This is a genomic window from Tsukamurella ocularis, from assembly GCF_965138335.1.
GTDB classification, from domain to species: Bacteria; Actinomycetota; Actinomycetes; order Mycobacteriales; family Mycobacteriaceae; genus Tsukamurella; species Tsukamurella ocularis_A.
The window spans coordinates 310637-335962 of record NZ_CBCSDV010000002.1 but is presented as its reverse complement, the minus strand read 5'-3'; the positions used below and the strand labels follow the sequence as shown (position 1 = coordinate 335962).

Annotated in this window: 25 protein-coding genes and 1 tRNA gene; 20 read left to right on the top strand and 6 right to left on the bottom strand. The window is 71.8% G+C overall.

The genetic code is table 11. The features are described 5' to 3' along the window. The 3 genes from ACNAYW_RS04290 to ACNAYW_RS04280 form a co-directional block, all read left to right on the top strand. Nucleotides 1–882, top strand: an 882-nt coding sequence (locus ACNAYW_RS04290) for a YncE family protein (RefSeq protein WP_415848510.1), incomplete at its 5' end; no start/stop codon positions are given. Nucleotides 883–892: 10 nt separating this feature from the next. After that, complete coding sequence (locus ACNAYW_RS04285; RefSeq protein WP_146487705.1) at nucleotides 893–1132, top strand: DUF5703 family protein; 240 nt, start codon at nucleotides 893–895, stop codon at nucleotides 1130–1132. 26 nt (nucleotides 1133–1158) lie between these two features. Further along, nucleotides 1159–2232, top strand: a complete 1074-nt coding sequence (locus ACNAYW_RS04280) for a quinone-dependent dihydroorotate dehydrogenase (RefSeq protein WP_415848525.1) — start codon at nucleotides 1159–1161, stop codon at nucleotides 2230–2232. Between the two features lie 60 nt (nucleotides 2233–2292). Here ACNAYW_RS04280 and ACNAYW_RS04275 read toward each other — a convergent pair whose 3' ends face one another. Both ACNAYW_RS04275 and ACNAYW_RS04270 read right to left on the bottom strand, forming a co-directional pair. Further along, complete coding sequence (locus ACNAYW_RS04275) at nucleotides 2293–2829, bottom strand: YbhB/YbcL family Raf kinase inhibitor-like protein (protein ID WP_415848509.1); 537 nt, start codon at nucleotides 2827–2829, stop codon at nucleotides 2293–2295. A gap of 36 nt (nucleotides 2830–2865) precedes the next feature. Then, nucleotides 2866–4206 (bottom strand): M20/M25/M40 family metallo-hydrolase, encoded by a 1341-nt coding sequence (locus ACNAYW_RS04270; RefSeq protein ID WP_415848508.1) that lies wholly within the window; start codon nucleotides 4204–4206, stop codon nucleotides 2866–2868. Nucleotides 4207–4309: 103 nt separating this feature from the next. On the opposite strand from ACNAYW_RS04270, the gene ACNAYW_RS04265 reads away from it, so the two are divergent. Together ACNAYW_RS04265 and ACNAYW_RS04260 are read left to right on the top strand one after the other, a co-directional pair. Continuing rightward, nucleotides 4310–4395: transfer RNA gene (locus ACNAYW_RS04265), tRNA-Leu, on the top strand. A 162-nt stretch (nucleotides 4396–4557) separates the two neighbouring features. Further along, entirely contained in the window at nucleotides 4558–5028 is a 471-nt protein-coding gene (locus ACNAYW_RS04260) for a DUF417 family protein (protein ID WP_415848507.1), read from the top strand. Nucleotides 5029–5031: 3 nt separating this feature from the next. Here the strand turns inward: ACNAYW_RS04260 and ACNAYW_RS04255 are convergent, their stop codons facing one another. Beyond that, entirely contained in the window at nucleotides 5032–5277 is a 246-nt protein-coding gene (locus tag ACNAYW_RS04255) for a hypothetical protein (protein WP_415848506.1), read from the bottom strand. Between the two features lie 137 nt (nucleotides 5278–5414). Here ACNAYW_RS04255 and ACNAYW_RS04250 point away from each other — a divergent pair, with 137 nt between their 5' ends. Together ACNAYW_RS04250 and ACNAYW_RS04245 are read left to right on the top strand one after the other, a co-directional pair. After that, nucleotides 5415–6404 carry a DUF4185 domain-containing protein gene (locus tag ACNAYW_RS04250; RefSeq protein ID WP_415848505.1) on the top strand — a complete coding sequence of 330 codons (990 nt, stop codon included), beginning with the start codon at nucleotides 5415–5417 and terminating at the stop codon, nucleotides 6402–6404. Nucleotides 6405–6494: 90 nt separating this feature from the next. After that, nucleotides 6495–7667, top strand: coding sequence for an NADH:flavin oxidoreductase (locus tag ACNAYW_RS04245; protein WP_415848504.1), 1173 nt, complete (start codon nucleotides 6495–6497; stop codon nucleotides 7665–7667). Nucleotides 7668–7670: 3 nt separating this feature from the next. On the opposite strand, the gene ACNAYW_RS04240 is transcribed toward ACNAYW_RS04245, so the two are convergent. Further along, nucleotides 7671–8195, bottom strand: a complete 525-nt coding sequence (locus tag ACNAYW_RS04240; RefSeq protein ID WP_415848503.1) for a gluconokinase — start codon at nucleotides 8193–8195, stop codon at nucleotides 7671–7673. Between the two features lie 112 nt (nucleotides 8196–8307). On the opposite strand from ACNAYW_RS04240, the gene ACNAYW_RS04235 reads away from it, so the two are divergent. The 6 genes from ACNAYW_RS04235 to ACNAYW_RS04210 are packed head-to-tail and all read left to right on the top strand — an operon-like array spanning nucleotide 8308 to nucleotide 12870. Next, entirely contained in the window at nucleotides 8308–9039 is a 732-nt protein-coding gene (locus tag ACNAYW_RS04235; protein WP_415848502.1) for a hypothetical protein, read from the top strand. A gap of 15 nt (nucleotides 9040–9054) precedes the next feature. After that, on the top strand, nucleotides 9055–10521 hold the full coding sequence (locus tag ACNAYW_RS04230) for an SDR family NAD(P)-dependent oxidoreductase (protein ID WP_415848501.1): 1467 nt from the start codon (nucleotides 9055–9057) through the stop codon (nucleotides 10519–10521). A gap of 57 nt (nucleotides 10522–10578) precedes the next feature. After that, a complete protein-coding gene (locus ACNAYW_RS04225; protein WP_415848500.1) occupies nucleotides 10579–11616 on the top strand; it encodes a nucleoside hydrolase in 1038 nt (345 codons plus the stop codon). Continuing rightward, on the top strand, nucleotides 11603–12076 hold the full coding sequence (locus ACNAYW_RS04220) for a mycothiol transferase (RefSeq protein ID WP_415848499.1): 474 nt from the start codon (nucleotides 11603–11605) through the stop codon (nucleotides 12074–12076). Before ACNAYW_RS04225 ends, ACNAYW_RS04220 begins: the two co-directional genes overlap by 14 nt. Nucleotides 12077–12080: 4 nt before the next feature. Further along, complete coding sequence (locus ACNAYW_RS04215) at nucleotides 12081–12698, top strand: ASCH domain-containing protein (RefSeq protein WP_415848498.1); 618 nt, start codon at nucleotides 12081–12083, stop codon at nucleotides 12696–12698. A 31-nt stretch (nucleotides 12699–12729) separates the two neighbouring features. Beyond that, a complete protein-coding gene (locus ACNAYW_RS04210; protein ID WP_415848497.1) occupies nucleotides 12730–12870 on the top strand; it encodes a PIN domain-containing protein in 141 nt (46 codons plus the stop codon). A 13-nt stretch (nucleotides 12871–12883) separates the two neighbouring features. Here ACNAYW_RS04210 and ACNAYW_RS04205 read toward each other — a convergent pair whose 3' ends face one another. Continuing rightward, the gene (locus ACNAYW_RS04205; RefSeq protein ID WP_415848496.1) at nucleotides 12884–14524 is read right to left on the bottom strand and encodes an AMP-binding protein; all 1641 of its coding nucleotides are present in this window, start codon (nucleotides 14522–14524) and stop codon (nucleotides 12884–12886) included. A gap of 182 nt (nucleotides 14525–14706) precedes the next feature. Here ACNAYW_RS04205 and ACNAYW_RS04200 point away from each other — a divergent pair, with 182 nt between their 5' ends. Genes ACNAYW_RS04200 through ACNAYW_RS04175 form a run of 6 tightly spaced genes read left to right on the top strand, consistent with a single transcriptional unit; the run spans nucleotide 14707 to nucleotide 22556 of the window. Then, nucleotides 14707–15933: an acyl-CoA dehydrogenase family protein gene (locus tag ACNAYW_RS04200; protein ID WP_415848495.1), complete on the top strand. Its 1227-nt coding sequence runs from the start codon at nucleotides 14707–14709 to the stop codon at nucleotides 15931–15933. Between the two features lie 31 nt (nucleotides 15934–15964). Continuing rightward, complete coding sequence (locus tag ACNAYW_RS04195) at nucleotides 15965–17278, top strand: styrene monooxygenase/indole monooxygenase family protein (RefSeq protein WP_415848494.1); 1314 nt, start codon at nucleotides 15965–15967, stop codon at nucleotides 17276–17278. An 11-nt stretch (nucleotides 17279–17289) separates the two neighbouring features. Beyond that, on the top strand, nucleotides 17290–18753 hold the full coding sequence (locus tag ACNAYW_RS04190) for an amino acid permease (protein ID WP_415848493.1): 1464 nt from the start codon (nucleotides 17290–17292) through the stop codon (nucleotides 18751–18753). Then, a complete protein-coding gene (locus ACNAYW_RS04185) occupies nucleotides 18750–19628 on the top strand; it encodes a Gfo/Idh/MocA family protein (RefSeq protein WP_415848492.1) in 879 nt (292 codons plus the stop codon). The genes ACNAYW_RS04190 and ACNAYW_RS04185 overlap by 4 nt, the downstream gene beginning before the upstream one ends. After that, nucleotides 19625–22153 (top strand): sensor domain-containing protein, encoded by a 2529-nt coding sequence (locus ACNAYW_RS04180; protein ID WP_415848491.1) that lies wholly within the window; start codon nucleotides 19625–19627, stop codon nucleotides 22151–22153. Before ACNAYW_RS04185 ends, ACNAYW_RS04180 begins: the two co-directional genes overlap by 4 nt. 49 nt (nucleotides 22154–22202) lie before the next feature. Beyond that, complete coding sequence (locus tag ACNAYW_RS04175; RefSeq protein WP_415848490.1) at nucleotides 22203–22556, top strand: PspA/IM30 family protein; 354 nt, start codon at nucleotides 22203–22205, stop codon at nucleotides 22554–22556. A gap of 10 nt (nucleotides 22557–22566) precedes the next feature. Here ACNAYW_RS04175 and ACNAYW_RS04170 read toward each other — a convergent pair whose 3' ends face one another. Further along, nucleotides 22567–23865, bottom strand: a complete 1299-nt coding sequence (locus ACNAYW_RS04170) for a TrpB-like pyridoxal phosphate-dependent enzyme (protein WP_415848489.1) — start codon at nucleotides 23863–23865, stop codon at nucleotides 22567–22569. 98 nt (nucleotides 23866–23963) lie between these two features. Here ACNAYW_RS04170 and ACNAYW_RS04165 point away from each other — a divergent pair, with 98 nt between their 5' ends. Then, nucleotides 23964–25208: an alpha/beta hydrolase gene (locus ACNAYW_RS04165; RefSeq protein ID WP_415848488.1), complete on the top strand. Its 1245-nt coding sequence runs from the start codon at nucleotides 23964–23966 to the stop codon at nucleotides 25206–25208. The last annotated feature ends 118 nt before the right edge of the window (nucleotides 25209–25326 follow it).

Sequence of the window (25326 nt, the reverse complement as noted above, 5' to 3'; positions counted from 1 at the left end):
GCCGTGCCCCCCGCCGGGGCGGTCGCACCCGCCGCCGCGGGCGAGGGCCTCGCGTTCGACGCCAAGAGCCGTCGACTCGCCGCGCTCGCCGGGCGCGAGGTGGTGCTGTACACGGTCGACGGCGGGCTCAAGGAGGTCGCGCGGATCGACGCCGGCGCCCGGGCCCACCAGGTCGTGCCGAGTTACGGCGAGCAACCCTACGGCGACTTCCTCGTGGCCACGGACAACGGCGTCATGACGATCACCGGCGACGCGGGCTCCACGCAGCGCATCGAGGGCGGCGCCCTCACGGTCAGCCTCTACGGCGGCGAGTCCGGTGACGCCGAGAAGGTCTGGGGAATCGCGGGAACTCCGGCGGGCGAGATGAAGCTCCTGCGGGTGTCCGACCAGCCCCGCACGATCACCGGCCCCGTCGAGGCGAGCCGAGTCCTCACGGACGGCTCCGACGTGGTGGTCGTGGACCGACTGCAGTCGTCGATCACCCAGGTCGACGTGGCGGGCGGCAAGATCGGCAAGGGCCTGCGGGTGGGCCGCGGCGTCACGAACGCGACGATCACGCCGGACGGACGGGTCTTCGCGGTGGACACCGGCAAGAACCAGGTGATCGGCTACACCGCCGCGCCCCTGATGGAGCGGTTCCTGTACCCCGAGAAGGGCTCGCCCTGGGCGGTGGACTACGACGAGACCGACAAGCTGATGTGGGTCACCCGTACCGCGACGAACGAGGTGGTGGGCTACGCGCTGAACAGCGGCATCCCCGAGCAGCGGAAGCTGTACCCCACCGTCCGCCAGCCCAACGCGATCGCGGTGGACGCGAAGACCGGGACCCTGTACGTGCAGTCGGCGACGGGCGCCGGCATCCAGGCGATCCCGACTCGATAGGGAACGGACATTGACCAGCAGCACCCGGAGCGCCCCCGACGAGGACGAGTACGATTTCCTGCCGTTGCGATTGCCGCGGGAGGTCTCCCGGGTGACCGCGGCGATGCGGCTGACCATCGAGGCCGAGTTCGGCGGGTGGGAGCTCTCCCGCGTGCGGCTGTACACCGACGGCTCGCGCCGGGTCCTGCTGCGCCGCAAACGCACCAAAACGTCCGGCATGCTGCCGCCGGACGCCACGAAGGGGTTGTGAGCACCATGTCCGCGCTGTCCCAGGCGATCTACCGATCGCTCCTGAACGTGCTGTTCCTCGTCTCGCCCGAGCGGATCCACCACTGGGTCTTCGGCCTGATCCGGGGCACCACCGCCGTCCCGCCGGTGCGGGCCGGGATCCGGCAGGGCCTCGCGCACCGCGATCCGATCCTCGAGCAGACCGTCTTCGGCGTCCGCTTCCCCGCACCCGTCGGCCTGGCCGCGGGCTTCGACAAGAACGCCCGGGCCGTCAACGGCTGGGGCGCGCTGGGCTTCGGCTTCGCCGAGATCGGCACCGTCACGGCCCACGCGCAGCCCGGCAATCCCACGCCGCGGCTGTTCCGGCTCCCCGCGGACCACGCCCTGATCAACCGGATGGGCTTCAACAACTACGGCGCGGGCGCCGCCGCCAACGAGCTGCGCAAGCGCGACGCCGGTCCGTCCGCCGTGCCGATCGGCGCGAACATCGGCAAGACGAAGGTCACTCCGCTCGAGGGCGCCGCCGACGACTACCGGATCAGCGCCATGCTGCTCGGCCCGCTGGCCGACTTCATGGTCGTCAACGTCTCCTCCCCCAACACCCCCGGCCTCCGCGACCTGCAGGCCACCGAGTCGCTGCGCCCGCTCCTGCAGGCGGTGCTCGACACCGTGACCGTGCCCGTGCTGGTGAAGATCGCCCCCGACCTCGCCGACGAGGACGTCGACGCCGTCGCCGACCTGGCCGTGGAGCTGGGTCTCGCCGGCATCGTCGCCACCAACACCACCATCAGCCGCGCCGGCCTGTCCACCCCGGACGCCGAGGTCGAGGCCATCGGCGCGGGCGGCCTCTCCGGCCGCCCCGTCAAGGCGCGCTCGCTCGAGGTGCTGCGGCGCCTCGCCGCCCGCGTCGGCGACGACCTGGTGTTGATCTCCGTGGGCGGCATCGAGACCGTCGACGACGTGTACGAGCGCATCCGTGCCGGCGCGTCGCTGGTGCAGGTGTACACCCAGTTCATCTACGGCGGCCCCACGTGGACCCGTTCCGTGCACAAGGAGCTGGCGGCGCGGCTGCGCGCCGACGGCTTCGCCTCGATCGCCGAGGCCGTGGGCGTGGACCGCTGACGCCCTGACCGCACGACGAAGGCCGCGCCCGGGGACTCCGGACGCGGCCTTCGCGGTGGATCAGACCTGCGCGTACGTCGCGGTGATCGAGCCTCGGGCGATCGCGGCGCCGAACAGGTTGAACCCCAGGTAGGCGGGCGTCGCGGTGGCGGGCAGGTCCAGCTTCTCCACGCCGAGCGCGTGCACGACGAAGATGTACCGGTGCGAGCCGTGGCCCGCGGGCGGCGCCGCGCCGACGTACCGCGGCAGGCTCGCGTCGTTGTTGAGCGTGAGGGCGCCCTCCGGGAGTGAGCCCGGCGCACCGTCGCCGGCGCCCGCGGGGAGCGAGGTGACGGAGGCGGGGATGTTCGCGACCGCCCAGTGCCAGAACCCGGAGGCGGTGGGGGCGTCGGGGTCGTAGCACGTGACGGCGTAGGACTTGGTACCCGCGGGCGCGCCGCTCCAGGACAGCTGGGGCGAGACGTCCTCGCCGCCTGCGCCCATGATGCCGCTGCGGTGCGCGACGGGCAGTTCGGCACCGTCGACGATGCTCTCGGAGGTGACGGTGAGCGCCGGCAGGACCGGCAGCCCCGCGTACGGATCGAACGGAACGGTCATCTCGAAATCCTCTCGTGTTGCGCGGTTCTCGGGTTTCTAGGAGTTCATCAGGAAGTGCTCGAAGACCTGCGTGCCGAACTTCAGCGCGTCGACGGGCACCCGCTCGTCGACGCCGTGGAACAGCGCCGCGAAGTCCAGCTCCTCGGGCAGCCGCAGCGGCGCGAAGCCGAAGCAACGGATCCCCAGCTTGGCGAACGCCTTCGCGTCGGTCCCACCCGACAGCATGTACGGGACGGTCCGGCCGTCGGCGTCGAACGCGAGGATCGCGTCGTTCATCGCGTCCACGAGGTCGCCGTCGAACTGCGTCTCGTAGGAGTCGAGCTTGGTGATCCACTCCCGCTCGATGTCGGGGCCCAGGATCTCGTCGAGCTCCCTCTCGAACGCGGCCTGCCGGCCGGGCAGGACGCGGCAGTCGATGACGGCCTCGGCCGTCTGCGGGATGACGTTGGCCTTGTACCCGGCGCGGAGCATCGTCGGGTTCGCGGTGTCGCGGAGCGTGGCGCCGACGATGCGCGCGAGGCCGCCGATCTTGGCGAGTTGCCCCTCGAGATCCGGGCCGTCCACGTCGATGTCGATCGTCGACTCGCGATCGAGCGCCCGCAGGAATTGGATCACCGTGTCCGTGAGGACCAGGGGGAACTTGTGCCGGCCCAGCCGCGCCACGGCGTCCGAGAGCAGGGTGACGGCGTTGTCCTCGTGCACGAAGGAGCCGTGCCCGGCGCGGGCCTTGGCGGTGAGCCGCATCCAGCACATGCTCTTCTCGGCGGACTCCACGAGGTACAGGCGCCGCTTGTCGCCCGACGGGGTGTCGACGGTCAGCGAGAAGCCGCCCACCTCGCCCACGGCCTCCGTGACGCCCGTGAACAACTCGGGGCGGTGCTGCACCAGCCAGTGCGACCCCCACGTCCCACCGGCCTCCTCGTCGGCCAGGAAGGCGAAGGTGATGTCGCGGGGCGGGACGGTGCCGGTGGACTTCAGCTGCCGCGCGAGCGCCAGCATGATGCCGCACATGTCCTTCATGTCGACCGCACCGCGGCCCCAGACGTAGCCGTCCTCCACGGCGCCGGAGAACGGGTGCACGCTCCAATCGGCGGGCTCGGCGGGCACCACGTCCAGATGACCGTGCACCAGCAGCGTGCCGCGTCGGGGATCGGCGCCCTTGAGCGTGGCGAAGACGTTGCCGCGGCCCGGTTGCCCGGACTCCACGTAGACCGTCTCGTAGCCGACCTCCTCGAGGCGGGCCTGCACCCAGCGGGCGCACTCGGCCTCCCCCTTCGTGGTCTCGAGCTCACCGGTGTTGGAGGTGTCGAATCGGATGAGGGCGCTCACGGTCTCGACGACCTCATCGAGCGCGTTCACTGCAGTAGCCACACCCATATGAGTACCACGGAGCGCCGACCGCACCGTCGTGCCCGCGGGGGTCCCGACGTGGCGATTTGGTTTCGCGGGCGGGCGTGGATTACTGTGAACGAGCTTCCCAGCGCGGGTGGCGGAATGGCAGACGCGCTAGCTTGAGGTGCTAGTGTCCTATTAACGGACGTGGGGGTTCAAGTCCCCCTCCGCGCACAGAACGAGAACCCCGGCCCCGGCCGGGGTTCTCGTGTTTCCGGGCAACGGATTCCGGGCATCGGATTCCGGGCGACGGATGTTCTTACGGAATGATGACATCGCAACGCCCCGCGACGTATTCGCCCCGTACGGGAGGTCCGGCGCTTCTACGCTCTCATCGTGAAGATTTCGAGGAAGAACGTCGGCATCCTGGGCCTGCACGTCATCCGCGCGGGCCTCGTCATCAACATCGGCTGGAACGGCGTGGCCAAGTTCACGGCCGAGGAGGCCACCGCGATCGAGCCGCTGGTCCGTCGCAGCCCGCTGATGTCGTGGCTTCTCGACGCCGCGCCGCTGCGCACGGTGTCCTCCGCGATCGGCGTCGTCGAACTGGGTGTCACCGCGCTGCTCGCCGCCGGCACGACCTCCCAGCGCGCCAACGACCTGGCGGTCCTCGGGGCGGCCGGCATGTTCGTCGGCACGTCCTCGTTCCTGGTCACCTCGATCGATTACGACCTCGGGCCGATGCCTCCCGATCCGTTCATCCTCAAGGACATCGTGCTGCTGGGTGCTGCGCTCGCGCTGGCGGTCGGCACACCGGCGTTCGAGAAGGAGGGCGCCCCGATCGCTACCGGAGCGATCGAGGCCTGAGACTCACTGCACCGGCTGCGGCGCGAGCACGATCCGGTGCGTCGGCTCCCAGAGCACGTCGTCGTGCAGCGAGAGGAAGCTGTACTCGACCTTCTCGGTGCCGTCCGATTCGTCCAGCCGGAGGCCCGAGAGCCGCCCGGCCGCCAGCAGCCGGCCCTCCGCGTCGAAGATCCGCGCATCCCGATCGGTGATGGCGTCGTAGTCCGCGTGGAAGGCCTCGTACAGTTCGCGTCCGGTGAACGTGTCCATACCGTTCATGGTCCTCCCGTTCGCGCCCGTCCGCGACGAATTCCACGGCGTATCGGACATTCGGAACAGTTCCCCCGAACCTGTCCCCGCAGCGCCGGAGCGGAGCACGACGGCGCCCCGTCTGGCAGTCTGACGATGTGCCTGAGTCGATCGAGCCCACCCGTCTTCGCAAGCTCCGCGACATCACACCCGTCACCCGGTTCGGGGTCGGCGGCACGGATCTGGGCGTCGCCTGCCGCGTCGACGACGAGGTGCTCTACGTCTTCGGCGACACCTTCGAGGGGCTGAGCATCGGCGCCGGCGAGTGGCGCTCCCCCGTCGGCCTGTTCGGCGACCGCAACGGCGTCATGAGTCGCGCCGCCGGCCCCGATCCGGAGCGCGCCCGGCAGTTGCTCGACTACTCGCACGACACGGGCCTGTTCACGACGATCCTGCCCACGACGTGCATCCGCGTCGACGGCGCGTTGTACCTGCACACGATGACGATGCAGAGCCTCGACACCGTCGTGCAGACCGGCCTGTGGCGCAGCGACGACGGTGCCGCCACCTGGCGGGAGGTGGCGCAGTACAACGCCGGCCACGCGGACGGCGCCTGGTGCATGTGGGCCCTGTGCCCCGCGCCCGACGGCTACACCTACAACGTCTCGACGGGCGGCCTCACCCGCGACAAGGGACTGCGACTGCACCGGATGCGCACCGAGACCCTCGGCACCCTCCGCAACGGCGTCAACGTCGAGTGGGAGTCCTGGGGCTGGCGGCCGGACACGGGCTGGGCGTGGGGCAACCCGCCGACCGATCTCGCGCTCGGCCAGGGCTACGGCGAGCTCAGCCTGTCGATCGTCGAGGGGACGTGGGTGCTGACCTACTTCGACGCGGCGGGGTACCGGATCGCCGCGCGCTTCGCCGACCGGATCGACGGTGTCTGGTCCGATCCGGTGACGCTGCTGCAGGGCAGCTCGTGGCAGGACGAGGACCACGCGGCCGGCCGGGTGGCGCAGCTCTACGGCGGCTACCTCGTGCCCGGGTCGACGATGGAGTCCGCGCGGCTCGTCGTCTCGCAGTGGAACACCGCGGTGGGCCACCCGTACAAGTCGATGATGTTCACCGGCGCGCTGCGCCGCCCCTGACGCTCAGCTCCCCTCGGGGGTACTCGTACTCGGCGGCGTGACCGCGGCGATCGCGACCCGCGGTTGAGCAGAACATGTTCTAATCCGGGGATGGAGGACGCCTTCGCCCCCGCCCGGCTCGGCCCCGTCGACCTGCGCAACCGGATCGTCAAGGCCGCGACCTTCGAGGGCCGCACGCCCGACGCCCTCGTGACCGACGACCTGATCGAGTTCCATGCGGAGTTCGCCCGGGGCGGCGTCGCCATGACGACGGTGGCCTACTGCGCCGTGGCGCCGGAGGGGCGCACCGAGCGCCGTCAGCTGTGGATGCGCCCCGAGGCGGTCCCCGGGCTGCGCCGGCTCACCGACGCGATGCACGCCGAGGGCGCGGCGGCCGGGGCCCAGCTGGGCCACGCCGGTCCCGTCGCCGACGGGGCCGAGCACCGGCGCCCCGTGACGCCGAGCCGGATGATCAGCCCGTTGGCGCTGCGTCCCACTCTCCGTCCGGATACGACGCACGTCCGCGAGCTGGTCCGGGCGCACGCCGACGCCGCCCTGCTCGCCGAGGAGGCCGGCTTCGACGCCGTGGAGCTCCACTTCGGGCACAACTACCTCATCAGCGCCTTCCTCAGCCCGCTCCTCAACCGCCGCCGCGACGCCTACGGCGGCGATCTCGCGGGCCGCTCCCGCCTGGCCCGCGAGGTCGCCGAGGCGGTCCGCGAGGCCGTCGGCGGGCGCCTGGCCATCACCGCCAAGCTCAACATGACCGACGGGGTGCCCGGCGGCCTCAGCCCCGACGACGCCCTGCGCACCGCCCGCCGGCTCGAGGCCGACGGCACGCTCGACGCGCTCGAACTCACGGCCGGGAGCTCGTTGCTCAACCCCATGTACCTGTTCCACGGCACGCCGCCGCGCCGCGAATTCGCCGCCGCCTTCCCGAGCCCGGCGCTGCGGGCCGGCCTCCGCGCCGCCGGCCCGGTGTTCCTGCGGGAGTACCCGTACCGCCCCACCTACCTGCTCGACCTCGCGCGACGGTTCCGCGCGGCCCTGACGATGCCGCTGATCCTGCTCGGCGGCATCGCCGAGCGCGCGGCGGTGGACCGGGCGATGAGCGAGGGCTTCGAGTTCGTGGCGATGGGCCGAGGCCTGCTCCGCACCCCCGATCTGGTGCGGCGCATGCAGGAGCATCCGGGCGAGCCGGACCGCTGCACGCACTGCAACCTCTGCATGCCGACGATCTACACCCGCACCCGCTGCCCGGTCGCTGACGCGGAGGCCGGCTGACCGTCAGGCAATGCCCGGGACCTCCGTCGCCGCGAAGTCGGCGAGGGCCTCGTGCACGATGTCGGGGATGTCGCCGGACACGTTCACCGTGACCCCGAACTCGTCGGGATCCAGGGGCTCGAGGATCTCCAACTGCGATGCGAGCATGCCCGCCTTCATGAAGTGGCCGGCGCGGCTGCCCATGCGCTCCTGCAGCAGTTCCTCGTTGCCCGTGAGGAACACGAAGTAGACGCTCGCGCCCGCCGCCCGGATCCGGTCCCGGTACACCCGCTTGAGCGCCGAACACGCCACCACCGTGGGCCGGCCCGCGATCATCTCGTCGCGCAGATAGGCGCCGATGGTGCCGAGCCAGGGCCACCGGTCGTCGTCGGTCAGCGGATGCCCGGCCGCCATCTTGGCGCGGTTCGCCTCGCTGTGGAAATCGTCGCCGTCGGCGAAGCCCCGGCCCAGGCGGGCGGCCAACTCGGCCCCCACCGTGGACTTCCCCGAGCCGGATACGCCCATCACGCAGATCTGGATCGTCGCCATCGGTCGAGTACATCACGCCCGCCCGGGCGGGCGCGGGGCAAGCGCGCACCTGCCGCCCACGGGCCCGCCGACGGGCACCGCATAATGGACCCGCACGAGGGAGGGAGACCGGATGCCAATGCCCGTCGTGGCTGCGATCGCGGTCGTCGTGCTCCTCGCGCTCACCCTGGTCGCTGCGGAGGTGTGGGCCCGCGCCCGGGTCCGTTCGGAGATCGTGCGCGCGGCCGCGGAGCCGCTCGGCGCCGCGCCGACGGTCACCCTGGGCCCGCGCCCCGCCCTGGGCCCGCTCGCGCGGCACCGTCGGATACCGCGGCTGCACGTCGACACCCGCCACGCCGCGGCCGACCCGCGGGTCCTGGTCCTGTCCGCGCGGGCGATCGACGTGGTGCCGGGCGACGAAGCGATCGCCGTCGGGTCTCTCGATGCGACCGCCGAGTTGCGGCTGTCCTGGATGCGGCACCTGGTGGACACCACCCGGGACGGGGCCGAGGACGCCGCGATCGTCGTCCGCTCCCTCACCCTGCTTCCGCGCCGCCGCTCGGTGGCCGTCACCGTCGGGCTGCCCGTCGCCTTCGGGCTCGGCGTGGACGTGCGCGTCGTGGTGGCCGCGTCGGTCCGGGACGGCCGGGTCGCGCTGCGCGCCACGGACCTGTCGATGCCGGTCAGCGTGGTGCCCGTGCCGATCCCGATCGCCTGGGCGATCGACTCGTGGATCGCCGCGCTGCGGGCGCGGATCGTGCCGCCGGCGGTCGACGCGCTGACGATCACCGACATCCGCTGGTCCGACGACGGCGTGGTGGTCGACCTCACGGCCCACGAGGCGACGGTGCCCCTCGGCCGATGAGGGACAATCGTCCCCATGCCCGAACCCACCGCCCCGATCTCCGCCGACGATCTCGCCGCGTTCCACCGCGTGCTCGAGTCCGCCGCGCTGCTCGACGACGGCGACCCCCAGTCCATCGAAGTGCAGCGCGCCGTCGGGCACATGTTCAAACTGCTCAAGCGCGAGCGCCGTAAATCGGCCCGGGCGAAGGTCAAGGCCGCCGACCGCGACGTGCTCGAACGCACCGCCACGGGCAACGCCGAGCGCATCGACGACGAGACGGCCGGGATCCTGCTCTCCACGCCCACCGTCGGCGACAGCGCGGGCGAGTTGCTCCGGCCCCAGAGCTGCTACATCTGCAAGCAGCCGTACACGCGGATCGACGCCTTCTACCACCAGCTCTGCCCCGAGTGCGCCGCGTTCAGCCACGCCAAGCGCGACGCGACGACCGACCTGACCGGCCGCCGGGCGCTGCTCACGGGCGGCCGCGCCAAGATCGGCATGTACATCGCGCTGCGCCTGCTGCGCGACGGCGCCGACCTCACCATCACGACCCGATTCCCCACCGACGCCGCCCGCCGCTTCGCCGAGCTCGCCGACAGCGCCGAGTGGCTCGACCGCCTGCACATCGTGGGCATCGACCTACGCGATCCGTCGCAGGTGAGCGCCCTCGCCGACGCCGTCGCCGCCCGCGGTCCGCTGGACATCATCATCAACAACGCCGCGCAGACGGTGCGCCGCTCCCCCGGCGCGTACTCCGCGCTGGTCGACGCCGAGGCCGGCGACGTACCGGCCGAGCTCGCGAGCCGGATCATCCGCTTCGGCCGGGCCAGCTCCGCGCATCCCGCCGCCCTCACGGAGGCCCTCGACGGGCACACCGGCAGCGTCTCGGGCGACCTCGCGGCCCTCGATCCGGCGGCACTCACCGCGCTCGCGCTGCGGGGCGGCTCGTCGTCCGCCGCGCGGGTCGAGGACGGAACCGCGATCGACGCGGGCGGCCTCCTCCCCGACCTCGTGCACACCAACTCGTGGGTGCAGACCGTCGAGGAGGTGGAGCCGCTCGAGCTGCTCGAGGTGCAGCTGTGCAATTCCGTGGCGCCGTTCATCCTGATCTCGAAGCTGCGTCCCGCGCTGGCCGCCTCTCCCGCGCGCCGCAAGTACGTCGTCAACGTCTCCGCCATGGAGGGCCAGTTCGGTCGCGGGTACAAGGGCCCCGGCCACCCGCACACCAACATGGCCAAGGCGGCGCTGAACATGCTGACCCGCACCTCCAGCGCCGAGATGCTGGAACAGGACGGCATCCTCATGACCGCCGTCGACACCGGGTGGATAACCGACGAGCGGCCGCACCACACCAAGATGCGCCTCGCCGACGAGGGCTTCCGCGCCCCGCTGGACCTGGTCGACGGTGCCGCCCGCGTCTACGATCCGATCGTCCAGGGCGAGAACGGCGTCGACCTCTACGGCTGCTTCCTCAAGGACTACAAGCCGTCGCCGTGGTGACCGGCCGTCGCGCCGCCCCGTGATCCCGGTCGGACCCGGGCGCTAGGGTCTGAAGCTGTGGCGGAAACGAAGGTCCTGTTCGACTGCGACACCGGCGTCGACGACTCCCTGGCACTGCTGTACCTGCTGAGCAAACCGGAGGTGGACCTGCTCGGCATCGTCTCGACGGCCGGCAACGTGCCGGCGCCGCAGGTCGTGGAGAACAACCTCGGCTGGCTGGAGCTGCTGGGCCGCACCGACATCGAGGTGTTCCCCGGATCCGACTCCCCCCTGTCGACGCCGCTGATGACCACCGAGGAGACGCACGGCCCGTTCGGCGTCGGCTACGCCGAGCTGCCCACGCCGGGCCGCGGACCGTCGGAGATCTCGGGGCCGCAGGCCTGGTCCGACCTGACCCGCGCGCACCCCGGCGAGGTGGTGGCGCTCGTGACCGGCCCGTGCACCAACCTCGCGCTGGCCCTGCGCGACGATCCCGGGATCCTCGCCCGCCTGCGCCGCCTCGTGATCATGGGCGGCGTCTTCTGGCACCCCGGCAACACGACGCCCACGTCGGAGTGGAACGTCGCGGTGGACCCGGAGTCGCTCTGGGAGGTGCTGCGCGCGTACGGCGAACTCGACGGCACCGGCACCCCGCTGCCCATCCTGTGCCCGCTCGATCTCACGGAGACCATCGAGCTCACGCCGGACCACCTGCTGCGGCTCGCCGACGCCGCGGGCAGCAGCCCGGCCGAGTGCCTCGATCCGGAGGACGCCGACGGGACGCGGTCGGGCGCGAGCAATCCGGTGGTCCGGGCGGCGTCGGACGCCGTGCGGTTCTACTTCGAGTTCCACCGCGATCACGACCTCGGCTACATCGCGCACATGCACGACCCGTTCGCCGCGGCGGTCGCGTTGAACCCGACGATCGCCGAGACCCGGGCCTACCCGGTGGACGTGGAGCTCACCGGATCGCTCACGCGCGGAACGACCATCGCCGACGTGCACGGCAGTTGGAACCGGCCGAACACCGCACAGGTGGCCGTCGCCACCGATCCGGCGGCGTTCTTCGACGACCTGCTCGACTCGATCGCTGGGCTGGCCCGTGGCCGCGGCTGAGGGGCAGATCGCGGCCTTCCTCGACGTCGCCGCGGAGACCCTGGACACGATCGACCGTGTGCTCGGCGACCTCGACGACACGACCGTCAACGCCGTGCCGCCGGTTCCCGGCGTGAACTCGGTGTTCGCGCTGGTCACCCACGTCGGCGGGGCGCTGGGCTACTGGGGCGGCTCGCTCATGGCCGGCGAGGACATCCCCCGCGACCGGTCCGCGGAGTTCCACGCGACCGGCACCGTCGACCAGGCGCGGGCGATCGTCGCCCGGCTGCGCACGGACATCCCGCGCTGGGCCGCGGTGGCCGCCACCGGGATCCGCAACCCCGACGCCACCGGCACCACGCGCCGGAACGCCGCCACTGCGACGCCGGAGTGGGTGCTCACGCACATGCTGCGCGAGCTGGCCCAGCACACCGGACACATGGAGATCTGCCGCGACGTCGTCGTGCACCGCGCAGACTGAAGCAATGCTGATTCCGAAGGCCATCGCCGAGGGCGTCCGCGACGGTCGCGTGACCACGCAGTACCGGCGCTGGGACGCGCCGCGGGTGAAGGTTGGCGGCACCCAACTGACGCCCGCCGGGCTGCTGCGCTTCACCCGCGTCACCCGGGTACCGGATGTGGAGAAGATCAGCGACCGCGCCGCCCGCGCGGCCGGCGTCAAAGATGCGGCGGCGCTCCGCAAGCTGCTCACGCCCCGCGATCCGGGCGCGCCGCGGCGCGAGCGCTCCGCCCGCGGCGGCGAGCACGTCTACCGGATCCACCTCGAGTGGGCGGGCGAGGATCCGCGGCTCGCGCTGCGGGAGGAGCTCCCCGACGACGCCGAGCTCCAGGCCATCGCGAAGCGCCTCGCGCGGCTCGACGCCCGCGACAGCGGTCCGTGGACGCGCGACATCCTCGCCTGGATCCGCGACCACCCGCACGTCGTCTCCAAGGAGCTCGCCGCCGAGCGCGGCGTGGAGCTGTTGCCCATGAAGGCGGACATCCGCAAGCTCAAGGGCATGGGCCTGACCATCAGCCACGAGGTCGGCTACGAGCTCTCGCCCCGCGGCGCCGCGTACCTGGCGTGGGCGGATTCCCAGTAGCCACCGGAGCTCATCGCGCGGCGCACTGCACGTGCCTGATCCGAGGGAGGAGCGCGACGCGCTGATCGCCGCGACAGCGATCGTCCACGATCTGACCCTCGTCACCAGGAACGGCAAGCACTTCGAGTGCACCGGCGCGCCTGTCATCAACCCCTGGGAGTCCACCGGTTGATCCCTGTGCGCCGTCAGGCGGGCTGCTCCTCGCCCGCCTTCTCCGCGGCGTCCTCGGCCGTCGACGTGGCCCAGCGGTAGTCGGCCTTGCCGGCCGGCGTGCGCTTGACCTGGTCGACGAAGACGATGGTGCGCGGCACCTTGTAGCCCGCGAGCTCGCCGCGGGCGAAGGTCTGCACGTCCTCGATCGACGGCCGTTCCTGGCCCTCCGCGACGGAGATCACCGCGGCCACGCGCTGGCCGTAGCGGGCGTCCGGCACCGGCACCACGAGGGCGTCGGAGATCGCGGGATGCCCGTGCAGCGTGGCCTCGACCTCCTCGGCGTAGACCTTCTCGCCGCCGGTGTTGATGCACTGGCTGCCGCGCCCGAGGAAGACGATGCCGCCGTCCTCCGCGGGGTAGCCCATGTCACCGAGCACCGAGATCCGCCGACCGTCGGGCAGCGTCGGGAACGTGCGCGCCGACTTCTCGGGGTCGTTGTAGTAGCCGAGCGGAACGTTGCCGACGCGGGCGATGTAGCCGACCTGGCCCGTCTCGGTGATCTGCTCGAAGGACTCGTCGACCACCATCATCTTGTCGGAGGGCGGCGCGTGCAGGTTGCCGTTCTCGTCGAGCGTCATCACGCCGTCGTTACCGGACTCGGAGGCGCCGAAGTTGTCCCGCAGGATCAGCTCGGGCTTGATCGCGGCCATCCGGTCGCGCACGTGCTTGGACCAGATCGCGCCGCCCGAGGTGATCGAGAACAGCGAGGAGAAGTCGGCGGTGTCCTTCTGCTTCTCCATCTCCTCGACCAGCGGGATGCCCATGGCGTCGCCCACGATGAGGATCGTCTGCGTCTGATCACGCTTGATATTCCGCACGATCTGCTCGGCCTTGAAGTCCCGCTCGAGGATGATCCGGGAGCCGAGCACGAAGAAGGTGAAGAGCGAGTACGCGGCGGCGCCGTGCATGAGCGGGGCGGCCACGAGGAACGCGAGCGGCGGGAACTGCTTCGCGCCCTCGCCCACCTCGTCGAGGTTCTGCCGCGGCTCCCCGCCGTAGGGCACGCCGGCCGACAGCGGCTTGCGGAAGAAGTCGTCGTGCTGCCACACCACTCCCTTCGGGTAGCCCGTGGTGCCGCCGGTGTAGATGATGTAATGCTCCTCGCCGGAGCGCTCCTCGAAATCGCGCGCCGTGGACTGCTTCCCGGCGTCGGCGAAGGGCACCAGTGTGACGCCCTCGGCACCGTCGACCGCGGCGGCGAGCGCCGGATCGGTCTCGCCGATCACGAACACGGTCCGCAGCTCGGGGAGCTTGTCGACGAGCGCCGCGAGCGTGCGCTGATGCTCCGGCAGCTCCACGATGATCCCGCGCGAGTCGGAGTTGGTGAAGATGTACTCGAGCTCGGTCGCGGTGTACCGGTAGTTGACGTTGACCGGGACCGCCCGGATCTTGATGAGACCCAGCAGCGACTGCACGTGCTCCACGCTGTTCTTGAGGAACAGCGCGACGTGGTCGTACGCGCCGATACCGTTCGCGGCGAACAGGTGCGCCACCTGATTCGCCTGCCCGTCCATCTCCGCGTACGAGGTCTGATCGCCCTCGAAACTCAGCAGGATCCGTTCCGGAACCGCGTCGACGACCGCCTCGAAGACATCGGCGAGGTTGAACTTCATGCGCACTCCTGTTCCTGACCTGCGAAGCGATTCAGCTCAGCAGAACGTGTTCTAGTTGTAACAGGTTCTACCCCATCCCGGGGCGGAATCGGACGCGAAACACCCCACGATCATCGGCGAATAACGTTCACGGCGCGGGGAATCCTCGTCAGCCGATCGTTCGCAGACCACAGTTGTCGGCCATGACCACCTCGCTGACGCCCCCGAAGTCCGACGCCGAACTCGACGCGACGTTCGGCCCCGTGTACGCCCGGATCGCCGAGGGCGCCGTCGCCCGCGAGCGCGACCGCGAACTCGTGCACGAGCCGATCGCGCAGCTCACGGAGGCCGGCTTCACGGCCCTGCGCGTGCCCCGCGAGCTCGGCGGCAGCGGCGTGACGCTGCGCCAGTTCTTCCGGCAGCTCATCAACCTGGCCGCCGCCGACTCCAACATCCCGCAGGCGCTGCGCGTGCACGTCAACTTCGTCGAGGACCAGCGGCTCGCGAACACCGACCAGGGTGACGCCTGGCTCCGGGCGGTCGTCGACGGCACCGTCGTCGGCAACGCGATCACCGAGCCCGGGGCCGGGTCCGTGGGCGGCTACGCCACGACGCTGACCAAGCAGGACGACGGCGGCTACCGGCTCAGCGGGACCAAGTTCTACTCCACCGGCACCCTGTACGCCGACCAGATCCTCGTCGCCGCCGACCTCGACGGCGAGCGGGTCGGCGTGCTCGTCGACGCGGACGCCCCGGGCGTCGAGCGGGTGGACGACTGGAACGGCTTCGGGCAGCGGCTCACCGCCAGCGGCACCACCGTCTTCACCGACGTCGCGGTCCCCGCCGACCGCCTCCTCGGCGCGGGCTACGGCGCCCCGGGCGCGACCTACGCGACCTCGTACCTGCAGCTGGTGCAGCTCGCGGGCCTGGCCGGGATCGCGCAGCGCGCCACCGACGACACCGTCGCGTGGGTGCAGGCCCGCACCCGCACGTTCTCGCACGCCGCCGCCGACCTGCAGCGACACGACCCGCTGGTCCAGCAGGTGATCGGTCGCCTCTCCAGCGCCGCGTGGTCGGCGAAGCAGTCGGTCCTCGCCGTCGCGGACGTGCTCGACGACGTCCTCGCGGACCGTCGGGTCCACGAGGACCTGGTGCCGGAGGCCGAGCTGGCCGCCGCGCACGCGCAGCTCGCCGTCATCGACACGGTGCTGCGGGCCACCACCGACCTGTTCGAGGTCGGCGGCGCGTCCATCGTCGACGCCGACCTGCGGCTCGACCGGCACTGGCGCAACGCCCGCACCCTCGCGGTGCATAATCCCGCGATCCAGAAGGCCCGGGCCATCGGCGACCTCCTGCTCAACGGCGCAGACCTGCCCTACGCCTGGAACGCGGGCGCCCGCACCGCGTCCACCGGAACCACCGCGCAGTAATCGATCGATCCGACCACCGAAAGGCACGACCATGACCCAGGCACGCATCGCCATCATCGGCGCCGGAGTGGTGGGAGCCACCGCCGCGCTCGTCCTCGCCCGCGCCGGCCACCCCGTCGACCTCTACAGTGACCGCACGGCCGAACAGCTGCGCGACGAGGTCCCCGCCACCGGCACCGCCGTCCTCTTCGGGCACTCCCGGGACGTCGATCACACCCTCGTCGAGGAGCTCTACCCCGACGCGCCGCTGTCCACCGGCATGAACACCCGCCTGAACACCGGCGAGCCGGGCGCGCTCGAGCAGGTGCTCGCGTTCGACCCCGACTTCACCTACCTCGCCGCCGGCATCGACGTGCGGCTGCGCGCGTACGACCGGATCCGGCTGTTCGAGGAGGCCGGGGGCACCTTCCACGTGGAGACCGTCACCCCCGAGGAACTGGACGCCATCGCGGCCGCGCACGACCTCACGCTGGTCTCGACCGGCAAGGGCGGACTGTCGGGCCTGTTCCCCGTCGACGAGGCGCGCACCGTCTACCGCTCCCCGCAGCGGCACCTGCTGGCCGCCGCGTTCACCGGCCTCGGCCACGGCGACGACGTGTTCACCTCCCGGGGGCACGGCGCCGGCAAGCACAACGTCTTCAACCTGCACACCGACCACGGCGAGATCTGGATCGGCCCGTACTGGCACAAGGACGCGGGAGCGACGTGGAGCGTGCTCGGGTTCGCCAAGCCGGACGGCGACTGGGTCCAGCGCTGGGGCGAGGTGACGGACGCGCAGAGTGCTCTCGAGGTGGTGACCAGCGTCTACCGCGACTACTTCCCGGACGACCTGCCGGACATCGAGAAGCTCCGCGTCATCGAGGAGGACCGGCACTCCTGGCTGCGCGGCGCCGTCACCCCGACGGTCCGCCAGGCCGTCGGGTACACGCGCAGCGGCCGCCCGGTCCTCGCGCTCGGCGACTCCGCGATCGCCTTCGACCCGATCGCGGGGCAGGGCGCGCAGACCGGCCTCATTCAGGTCGCGGCGCTGGCCAAGGCCATCGAACACCGTGGCGCGGACGGCGGCGCCTTCACCGCCGAGTGGATCACCGACCAGTTCGACCGGCACTGGGAGGAGCGCGGCCACGCCGCGGCGGAGGTCACCCGGCTGTTCCTCGGCGACCCGGACTACGCCTTCGCCGCGGGCCCGCTGTTCGCCGGGGCCGTCGCCGACGACGCCGTGGGCGCCGCGCTGTTCGGCCTCCTCTCCGAGCCCGCGCCGATCCTCGATCTCCGGACCGAGGCCGACGTCGAGCGCTTCATCGAGGACGCGAAGACGACTGCGAAGGCGTACGAACGGGTGTAGCGTCCCGCGGAATGGACATCCTGCGGACGAAGCCACTCGCCAGGATCAAGGCCGACGGGGCCGCCGAAGGCGGGCTCCGGCGCGATCTGCGCCTGTTCGACCTCATCGGATTCGGCGTCGGCATCGTGATCGGGACCGGCATCTTCACCCTGACCGGAGTGCAGGCCAAGGTGAACGCCGGTCCCGGCATCGCGATCTCCTTCATCGTCGCCGGGGTGGTCAGCCTCTTCGCCGCCCTCTGTTACGCCGAACTGGCGTCCGCGGTGCCGACGGCGGGCAGCGCGTACACGTACGCCTACGCCACGATCGGCGAGGTCTTCGCGTGGATCATCGGCTGGGACCTGCTCCTCGAGTTCGGTCTCGGTGCCGCGGTGGTCTCGCGGAGCTGGTCGGGGTACCTCGCCGACCTCTTCGGGCTGCCGCCGCAGTGGTTCACCGAGGAGGCGCCCGTCAACGTCGGCGCCATCCTGGTGATCGTCGTCCTCGGCGTGATCGCGACGGTCGGCATCCGGGAGTCCGCGCGCGTCACCAACCTGCTGGTGCTGGTGAAGGTCGCGATCTCGGTCTTCGTGGTCATCGTCGGCGCCTTCTTCGTCACCCGTTCCAACCTGGTGCCCTTCATCCCCGATTCGGTTCCGCCCGAGTCCGGCGGCGACGCACTGGACCGGCCGCTCATCGAAACCGTCCTGGGCGGCGCACCGTCGCACTTCGGCGTCGCGGGGATCCTGACCGCCGCCGCGGTGGTCTTCTTCGCCTACACCGGCTTCGAGGCCGTCGCGAACCTCGGCGAGGAGGCGAGGCGCCCCGAGCGCGACATGCCGCGGGCGCTGATCGGAACCCTCCTCGCCTGCACCCTGCTCTACGTGCTCGTCTCCGTCGTGCTCACCGGCATGGTGAAGTACACCGACATCGACTCCAGCGCCCCGCTCTCCAAGGCCTTCGACGTGGTCGGCGCATCCTGGGCCGGCGATCTCGTGGCGATCGCCGCCGTCGCGGGCCTGACGTCGGTCATCCTCGTCGAGCTCGTGACCATGGGCCGGATCGGCTACGCGATGGGCCGCGACGGCCTGATCCCGCCGTCCGTCGCGAGGGTCTCCCCGAAGTTCGGCACGCCGACCCGCCTCACCGTCATCATCGTGATCGTGTGCGCCCTGATGGGCGGGTTCATCCCGATCGAGGCGCTCTCGGAGATGGTGAGCATCGGCGCACTCTTCGCCTTCCTGCTGGTCTCGCTGGCGGTGCCGATCCTGCGACGCACCAAGCCGGATCTCCGGCGCCCGTTCCGTGTTCCCCTCTCCCCCGTGATCCCCGTGCTCTCGGGTCTCGCCTGCGTCTACCTGATGCTGAACCTCGCGGTCGCGACCTGGCTGCGGTTCCTCGTCTGGTTCGCGCTCGGCGTCGCCATCTACCTCCTCTACGGTCGGGGACACTCCGTGTTGGGCAGAGAGACGGCCGTGGCAGACTCTGGCGAATGACGATGCGCATCGGTCTGGTCGGAGCGGGTCCGTGGGCGCGCGAGACCCACGCCCCGGCCCTGGCCGCGCATCCGGGCGTCGACTTCGTCGGCGGCTGGGCCCGCGACCCCGCGGCCGCCGCCGCGGTCTTCCCGCGGGCCTTCGGCTCGCCCACCGAGTTGTTCGACGCAGTGGACGCCGTCGCCTTCGCCGTTCCGCCGAACGTGCAGGTGGAGCTCGCCACCAGGGCGGCCCGCGCCGGGAAGCACCTCGTTCTCGACAAACCCATCGCCCTCGACGTCGACGGTGCCGTCTCCCTCGCCGATGCGGTCGAGGCGGCCGGGGTCCGCACGATCGTCGCCCTCACACGCCGGTTCGCGCCCGAGACCAGGGCGTTCCTCGCCCGAGCCGCAGAGCTCGGGCCGGTCGCGGCGGAGGCGCAGTGGCTCTCCGGGGCGGCGCTCGCCGGGAAGTACGCGGCTTCCGCGTGGCGGCAGGAGCAGGGCGCGCTGTTCGACGTGGGTCCGCACGTGCTGGATCTCCTCGACGCGGTCGCCGGCCCGATCAGCGGCGTGGACGCCGCCCGGTACGACGCCGGCAGTGACACCTGGACCGCGCAGCTCTCCCACGACGGCGGGGCCGCCTCCACCCTCTCCCTCTCGCTGCGGACCCCCGTCGTGCCGACCGTCATGCGCGTGTCCGCGCACTCGGCGCAGGGCACGGCGGTCCTCGAGAGCCGCGAGACCCCGTCGACGGAGTGCTTCCGGGTGCTGCTCGACGAGTTCCTCGCAGCCATCGCCGCGTCCACGGACCACGCGCTGGACGTACGGCGTGGGCTCGCTCTGCAACGGGTCATCGCCGAGCTGCGGGCAGCGGCCGGCCCGACGGTGCCGTGATCGCCGGACAGCCGGGCGGGCCCGGCGATTGGTCCCTGGGATCGAAGGTCGCGCGGGCGTTCATCGACCGCTCGCTGGACGGCTTCTTCGTCCACGACGAGAGCGGCAGGCTGGTCGCGGTCAACGACGCCGCCTGCACGAGCACCGGCTACACCCGGGCCGAGTTGCTGCGCATGAACGCGCTCGACATCGTGCAGGTCACGGTCGAGGAGGCGCGGCTCAACTGGGAGCTCGCCCTCGCCGGCACCGTGTTCGTCATCCCCGCGATGCACCGGCGCAAGGACGGCACCACCTTCCCGATCGAAGCGCACCTCTTCGTCCACGAGGTCAACGGCCGCAGGTACATCGCGGGGCTCACCCGCGACATCTCCGAACGCGTGGCCTCGGTCCGCGCCATGAGCGAAGCGCAGCGCCGCCTCGAGGAGCGCGCGGTGGAGTCCGCGAACCACTCCGAACGGGTGGCCGGCCTCCTGCAGGCCGTCATCGACACCGCACCGGACCTCGTCTACATCAAGGACCGCGAGGGGCGCTACCAGTACATCAACTCCGCGGTGGCGGAGCTCGCCGGCATCCCGCCGACACTCGCCATCGGCGCCGACGACACCGTCGTCTTCCCCGCCATCGCCGACGTCCTGATGGCGACGGACCGGGAGATCATGGAGACCGGCATCGGCCACGAAGTGGAGGAGTACCCGGAGGTCGACGGCGAGGTCCGGACCTACCTGTCGAACAAGGCGCCGTACCGGGACGCCGACGGCCGGGTCGTCGGCCTGATCGGCATCTCCCGCGACATCACGTCCGCACGCCGCGACCAGGACCTGCTCCGCCACGCCGAGGCGCGGTGGCAGTTCGCGATCGACGGCGCCGGCGACGGCATCTGGGACTGGGACGTTCCGTCGGGCACGGTGTTCCGCTCGCACCAGTGGCGGGCGTTGCTCGGATACTCGACCGACGACCTCGGGGCGACCCTCGACGACTGGGCCCGGCGCGTGCACCCCGATGACTTCGAGCGCTCCTGGAAGGTCATCCAGGGCGTCGTCCGGGGCGACCTCACCGACTTCTCCGTCGAGCACCGGATGCGGACCAGGGACGGCGACTGGCGGTGGGTCCACGACCGCGGCCGCGCCATGGAGACCGGGCCGGACGGCATGCCCACCCGGTTGATCGGCACGATCACCGACATCACCGAGCGGCGGCGAGCCGAGTCCGAGATCCGCGAGCTCAACCGCCGGCTGCGCTGGCGCGCGGACCACGACGATCTCACCGGGCTGCTCGGCCGGGCGGGCTTCATCGAGCGCGCCGCCGATGTCGTCGAGCAGCGCCGCGCCGACGGAGACGCCCTCGCCGTGCTGTGGATCGACCTCGACTCCTTCAAACGGATCAACGACTCGCTCGGGCACAAGATCGGCGACCAGGTGCTCCAGGTCGTGGCGCGCCGGCTGCAGTCGGCGAGCCTCCCCACCGACCTGGTCGCGCGACTCGGTGGCGACGAGTTCGTCGTCCTGCGTCCCCGGGTCGACGCGGCACACCGCACATCGGAATGGGCCGAACGGGTGCGGCGCGCCATGGCGAAGCCCGTGGAGGTCGACGGGTTGCAGCTGACCGTGACGTGTTCGATCGGCCTCGTCGAATCCGGGGCGGCGGACGACGGCATCACGCAACTCCTGATCGACGGAGACCTGGCCTTGCTGCAGGCGAAACGCGACGGGCGGAACCGGATCGTGCAGCACTCCGCCGGCCTGCGCGCGCCGCAGCAGGAACGGGTCGCGCTCGCCACCCACGTGCGCGCCCTCGTCGATCGCGGCGAGGTACGGGTCCGCTATCAGCCGGTCGTGGATCTCGCGACCGGCGCCATGGTGGGTGCGGAGGCGCTCGCCCGGCTCACGCATCCCGACGGCAGCGAACTGCCCCCGGCAGACTTCCTCCCCCACCTGGAGGCACTCGGCATGCTGCCGGACCTCGCGCGGGTCGTCCTGGACCGTGCCTGCACCGATTTCGCCGCCGATCCGGACCTCGGGTGGGTATCGGTCAACCTCGCGTCGGAGGACCTGGCGGACCCGCAGCTGCCGCACGTCGTGGAGAGCACGCTCGCGCGCACCGGGCTGCCCGCCGAGCGCCTCATCCTGGAGATCAACGAGCGTGTGGTCCCGGAGCGCCACGTCCTCGCCGCGGCGCAGCGACTCGTCGAAATCGGCGTCAGGATCGCCCTGGACGACTTCGGCACCGGCTGGTCGAGCCTCGCGCAGCTGCGGGATCTCGACCTCGCGCTGGTGAAGATCGACCGGTCCGTCGTCGTCGCCTCGACGGGCCACGACGACCCGCAGCTCGAGGCGATGCTGGACGCCGCGGTCGCCATGGCGCGGGCGCTCGACCTCGATGTCATCGCCGAGGGCATCGAGTGTCCGGCGGAGTCCGCCGCGCTGGCCGCGGCGGGCGCGCAGTACGCGCAGGGATTCCTGTGGAGCCGGCCCGTCGACATCGATCACCTGCCGAGCTGGGCCGATCCGGGCGACGCCGGCGAGTGACCTCGGCCGACGCCGCCGAGTGGACCGCGTCCGGCGCTACCCTGGGGTCATGACGCACCCCGGCGACGCCGCGCACCCCCCGAACCCCGAGCCGACGCCCGACGCGGCGACGGCCGACGCGGAGATCGTCGACGTGCCGCCGAGCGGACCCGTCGCCCCGTCGTACGAGGAGGTCACCGGGTACACGACGTCAGGCGTCCCCACGTTCGACCACGTCCGGGAGAAGATCGAGCGCCGCACGACCACCGCCCTGGGTGCCGAGGAGCTCGCCCACGGGACCACCGCCGGGCAGGACGCCGAGCGCGCCTTCGCCGAGCGGGAGAAGGCGGCCAAGGCGAAGCTCGAGGAGATCCGGCGATCGCTGGGCTCGCCCGCCACGCCCCCGGACGCGCCGGGGGCGTAGCGGCGGACCGTCAGGCCAGGCTGCCCGAGAGGTACTCCGCGTACGCGGGCAGGTCGAGCTGGCCGTGGCCGGAGAGACCGATGACGAGCACCTCGTCGGCGTGCTCCCGCGCGTAGTCCGCAGCGGCGGCGATGGCGTGCGTCGACTCGGGCGCCGGCACGATGCCCTGCGACCGCGCGAACAGCACCCCCGCGGCGAAGGCGTCGTTCTGCTCGACCGCGATGCCCTCGACCAGGCCCAGCTCCACCGTGTGGCTCAGCGCCGGCGACATCCCGTGGTAACGCAGGCCGCCCGCGTGGATCGGGTCCGGGACGAAGTCCATGCCCAGCGTGTGCATCTTGAGCAGCGGGGTGAGGCCGGCGACATCGCCGTGGTCGTAGCGGTACTCGCCCTTCGTGATCGACGGGCAGGCGACCGGTTCCGCCGCGACGATCCGCGGGTCCTGGCGGCCGTGGATCTTCTCCCGCAGGAACGGGAAGGCGAGGCCCGCGAGGTTGGATCCGCCACCGGCGCAACCGAAGACGACGTCGGCGCCCTTCTCGTGCAGGTTCAGCTGCTCCACCGCCTCGAGCCCGATCACGGACTGGTGCAGCACGACGTGGTTGAGCACGCTGCCCAGGGCGTAGCGGGCCTCCGGATCCTGCGCCGCCACCTCGACGGCCTCCGAGACGGCCATGCCGAGGCTGCCGGTGGTGTTCGGGTCCTTCGCCAGCATCGCGCGGCCCGCCTCCGTCAGGTCCGAGGGGCTCGGATGCACCGTGCCGCCGTAGGTGCGCATGAGGTGGCCGCGGTACGGCTTCGAGTCGAACGAGGCGCGCACCTGCCACACCTCGACGTCGATGCCGAACTGGGCGCCGGCGAACGACAGCGCGCTGCCCCACTGGCCCGCGCCGGTCTCGGTGGTCAGCTTCTTCACGCCGTCGACGGAGTTGTAGTACGCCTGCGCGACGGCCGAATTCGTCTTGTGCGAGCCCACGGGGCTCACGCCCTCGTACTTGACGTAGATCCGGCAGGTGGTGCCGAGCGCCTCCTCGAACCGGCGGGCCCGGATCAGCGGCGACGGCCGCCACATCGACAGGATCTCGCGGACCGGTTCGGGGATCTCGTGATACGGCTCGGTGGACGCCTCCTGCGCGATGAGACCCGACGCGAACAGCGGCGCCAGGTCCTCGGGCTGCACGGGCTCCTTGGTGCCGGGGTGCAGGTGCGGCGGGATGGGCGTATCGAGCTCCGCGGCCAGGTTGTACCACTGCGTGGGGACATCGACGGTCGTGATGTCCTGGTGCGCGGCGGCGTCCGAGAGTGTCATGGCTCACAGACTAGAGGCGGAGAATCCGGCACCTTCCCACAGGTCCGTCTTAGCGGAGGCACCTATCCTGGGCGCGTGCAAGGACGGGAGGACGGCCGGTGAACCCGCTGCGGAACCTGCAGCTCACCGCGGGCCCCGTGCCGCTCCTGCTGCTCCTCGCCGGTGCCGCCGCGCTCGCCGGCCTGATCAGTGCGACCCGCCGCACCGGCTCTGCACGCACCGTCCTCGCGTGTGTGGGCGCCGCGCTCGCCGTGACCGCGCTCGTGGACTACCTCGTCGAATTCGTGTGGCGGCCCTTCCCGGACCGGCTCGACCCCCTGGTGCTGCTGTGGATCGCCCTCGGAGTGCTGGCGCTGCTGTTGGCCGGTGTCGCCGTGGCGCGTACCCGCTCCTGGCGCAACGCCGGGCTGAGCGGCATCGCGGTCGGCCTCGTGGTCCTCATGGGCGCGGGCCAGGTCAACTCGCTGTACTCGGCGTACCCGGCGGTGGAGGACCTGCTGCCCGTGGACTATCCGGCGACGGTGCCGCGTCCCTCCCCCGGTACGGCCGCCGAGCGCGGGGTCGTCGTCCGGGCGACGGTGCCGCCCGCGCGGTCCCGTTTCGCCGCCCGGCAGGCGCTGGTCTACCTGCCGCCGGCCTACCTGTCCGGCGCCCGCGCGCGGCTGCCGGTGCTGATGCTGCTGCACGGCCAACCGGGATCGCCCCGGGACTGGTTCTCGGGCGGGAGGCTCGCGCGGACGATGGACGCCCACGCTCGGCGTCACGGCGGGGTCGCGCCCGTGGTCGTGGTCCCGGACGCGACGGGCGGCCAGTTCGAGAACCCGCTGTGCGCGGACTCGCGACGCACCCGCGCCGCGACCTATCTCGCGGAGGACGTGCCCGCGTGGGTGCGGCAGAACCTCGCGGTGGACACCGCGCCGCAGGCCTGGGCGGTCGGCGGCTACTCCTACGGCGGCACCTGCGCGCTGCAGCTGGCCACCCGGTTCCCCGACGTCTTCCGCACCTTCTTCGCGCTCTCCCCGGAGGCCGAGCCGGACCTCGGCGGCGGGCGCGAGCGTACGATCCGCGACGCCTTCGCGGGCGACCGCGCCGCGTACGCCCTCGCGAACCCGATGACGCAGCTCTCGCTGCGCCGCTATCCGGACTCGGCCGGGGTGCTGGTCGCGGGCATCGACGACGCCGCGTCGACCGCCGCCGCGCAGACGGTGGCCGCGGCGGCCGGCCGGGCCGGGATGGACGTCCGGACCCTGCGCCTGCGCGGCGGGCACGACTTCACCGTCTGGTCGGGCGGGTTGACGGCCGAACTGGACCGGCTCGACCGCCGCTTGGGCCTGCCGGGCTGAGAAGGACCGGCCCGTCACGCTCGGCGGCGACGGGCGCACCCCTGGCCGGACGCACGGCCCACGAATCCGGCCGCACGATGCGCAGTCTCGGCGTTCGCCGACGCGTGATGAGTCATTC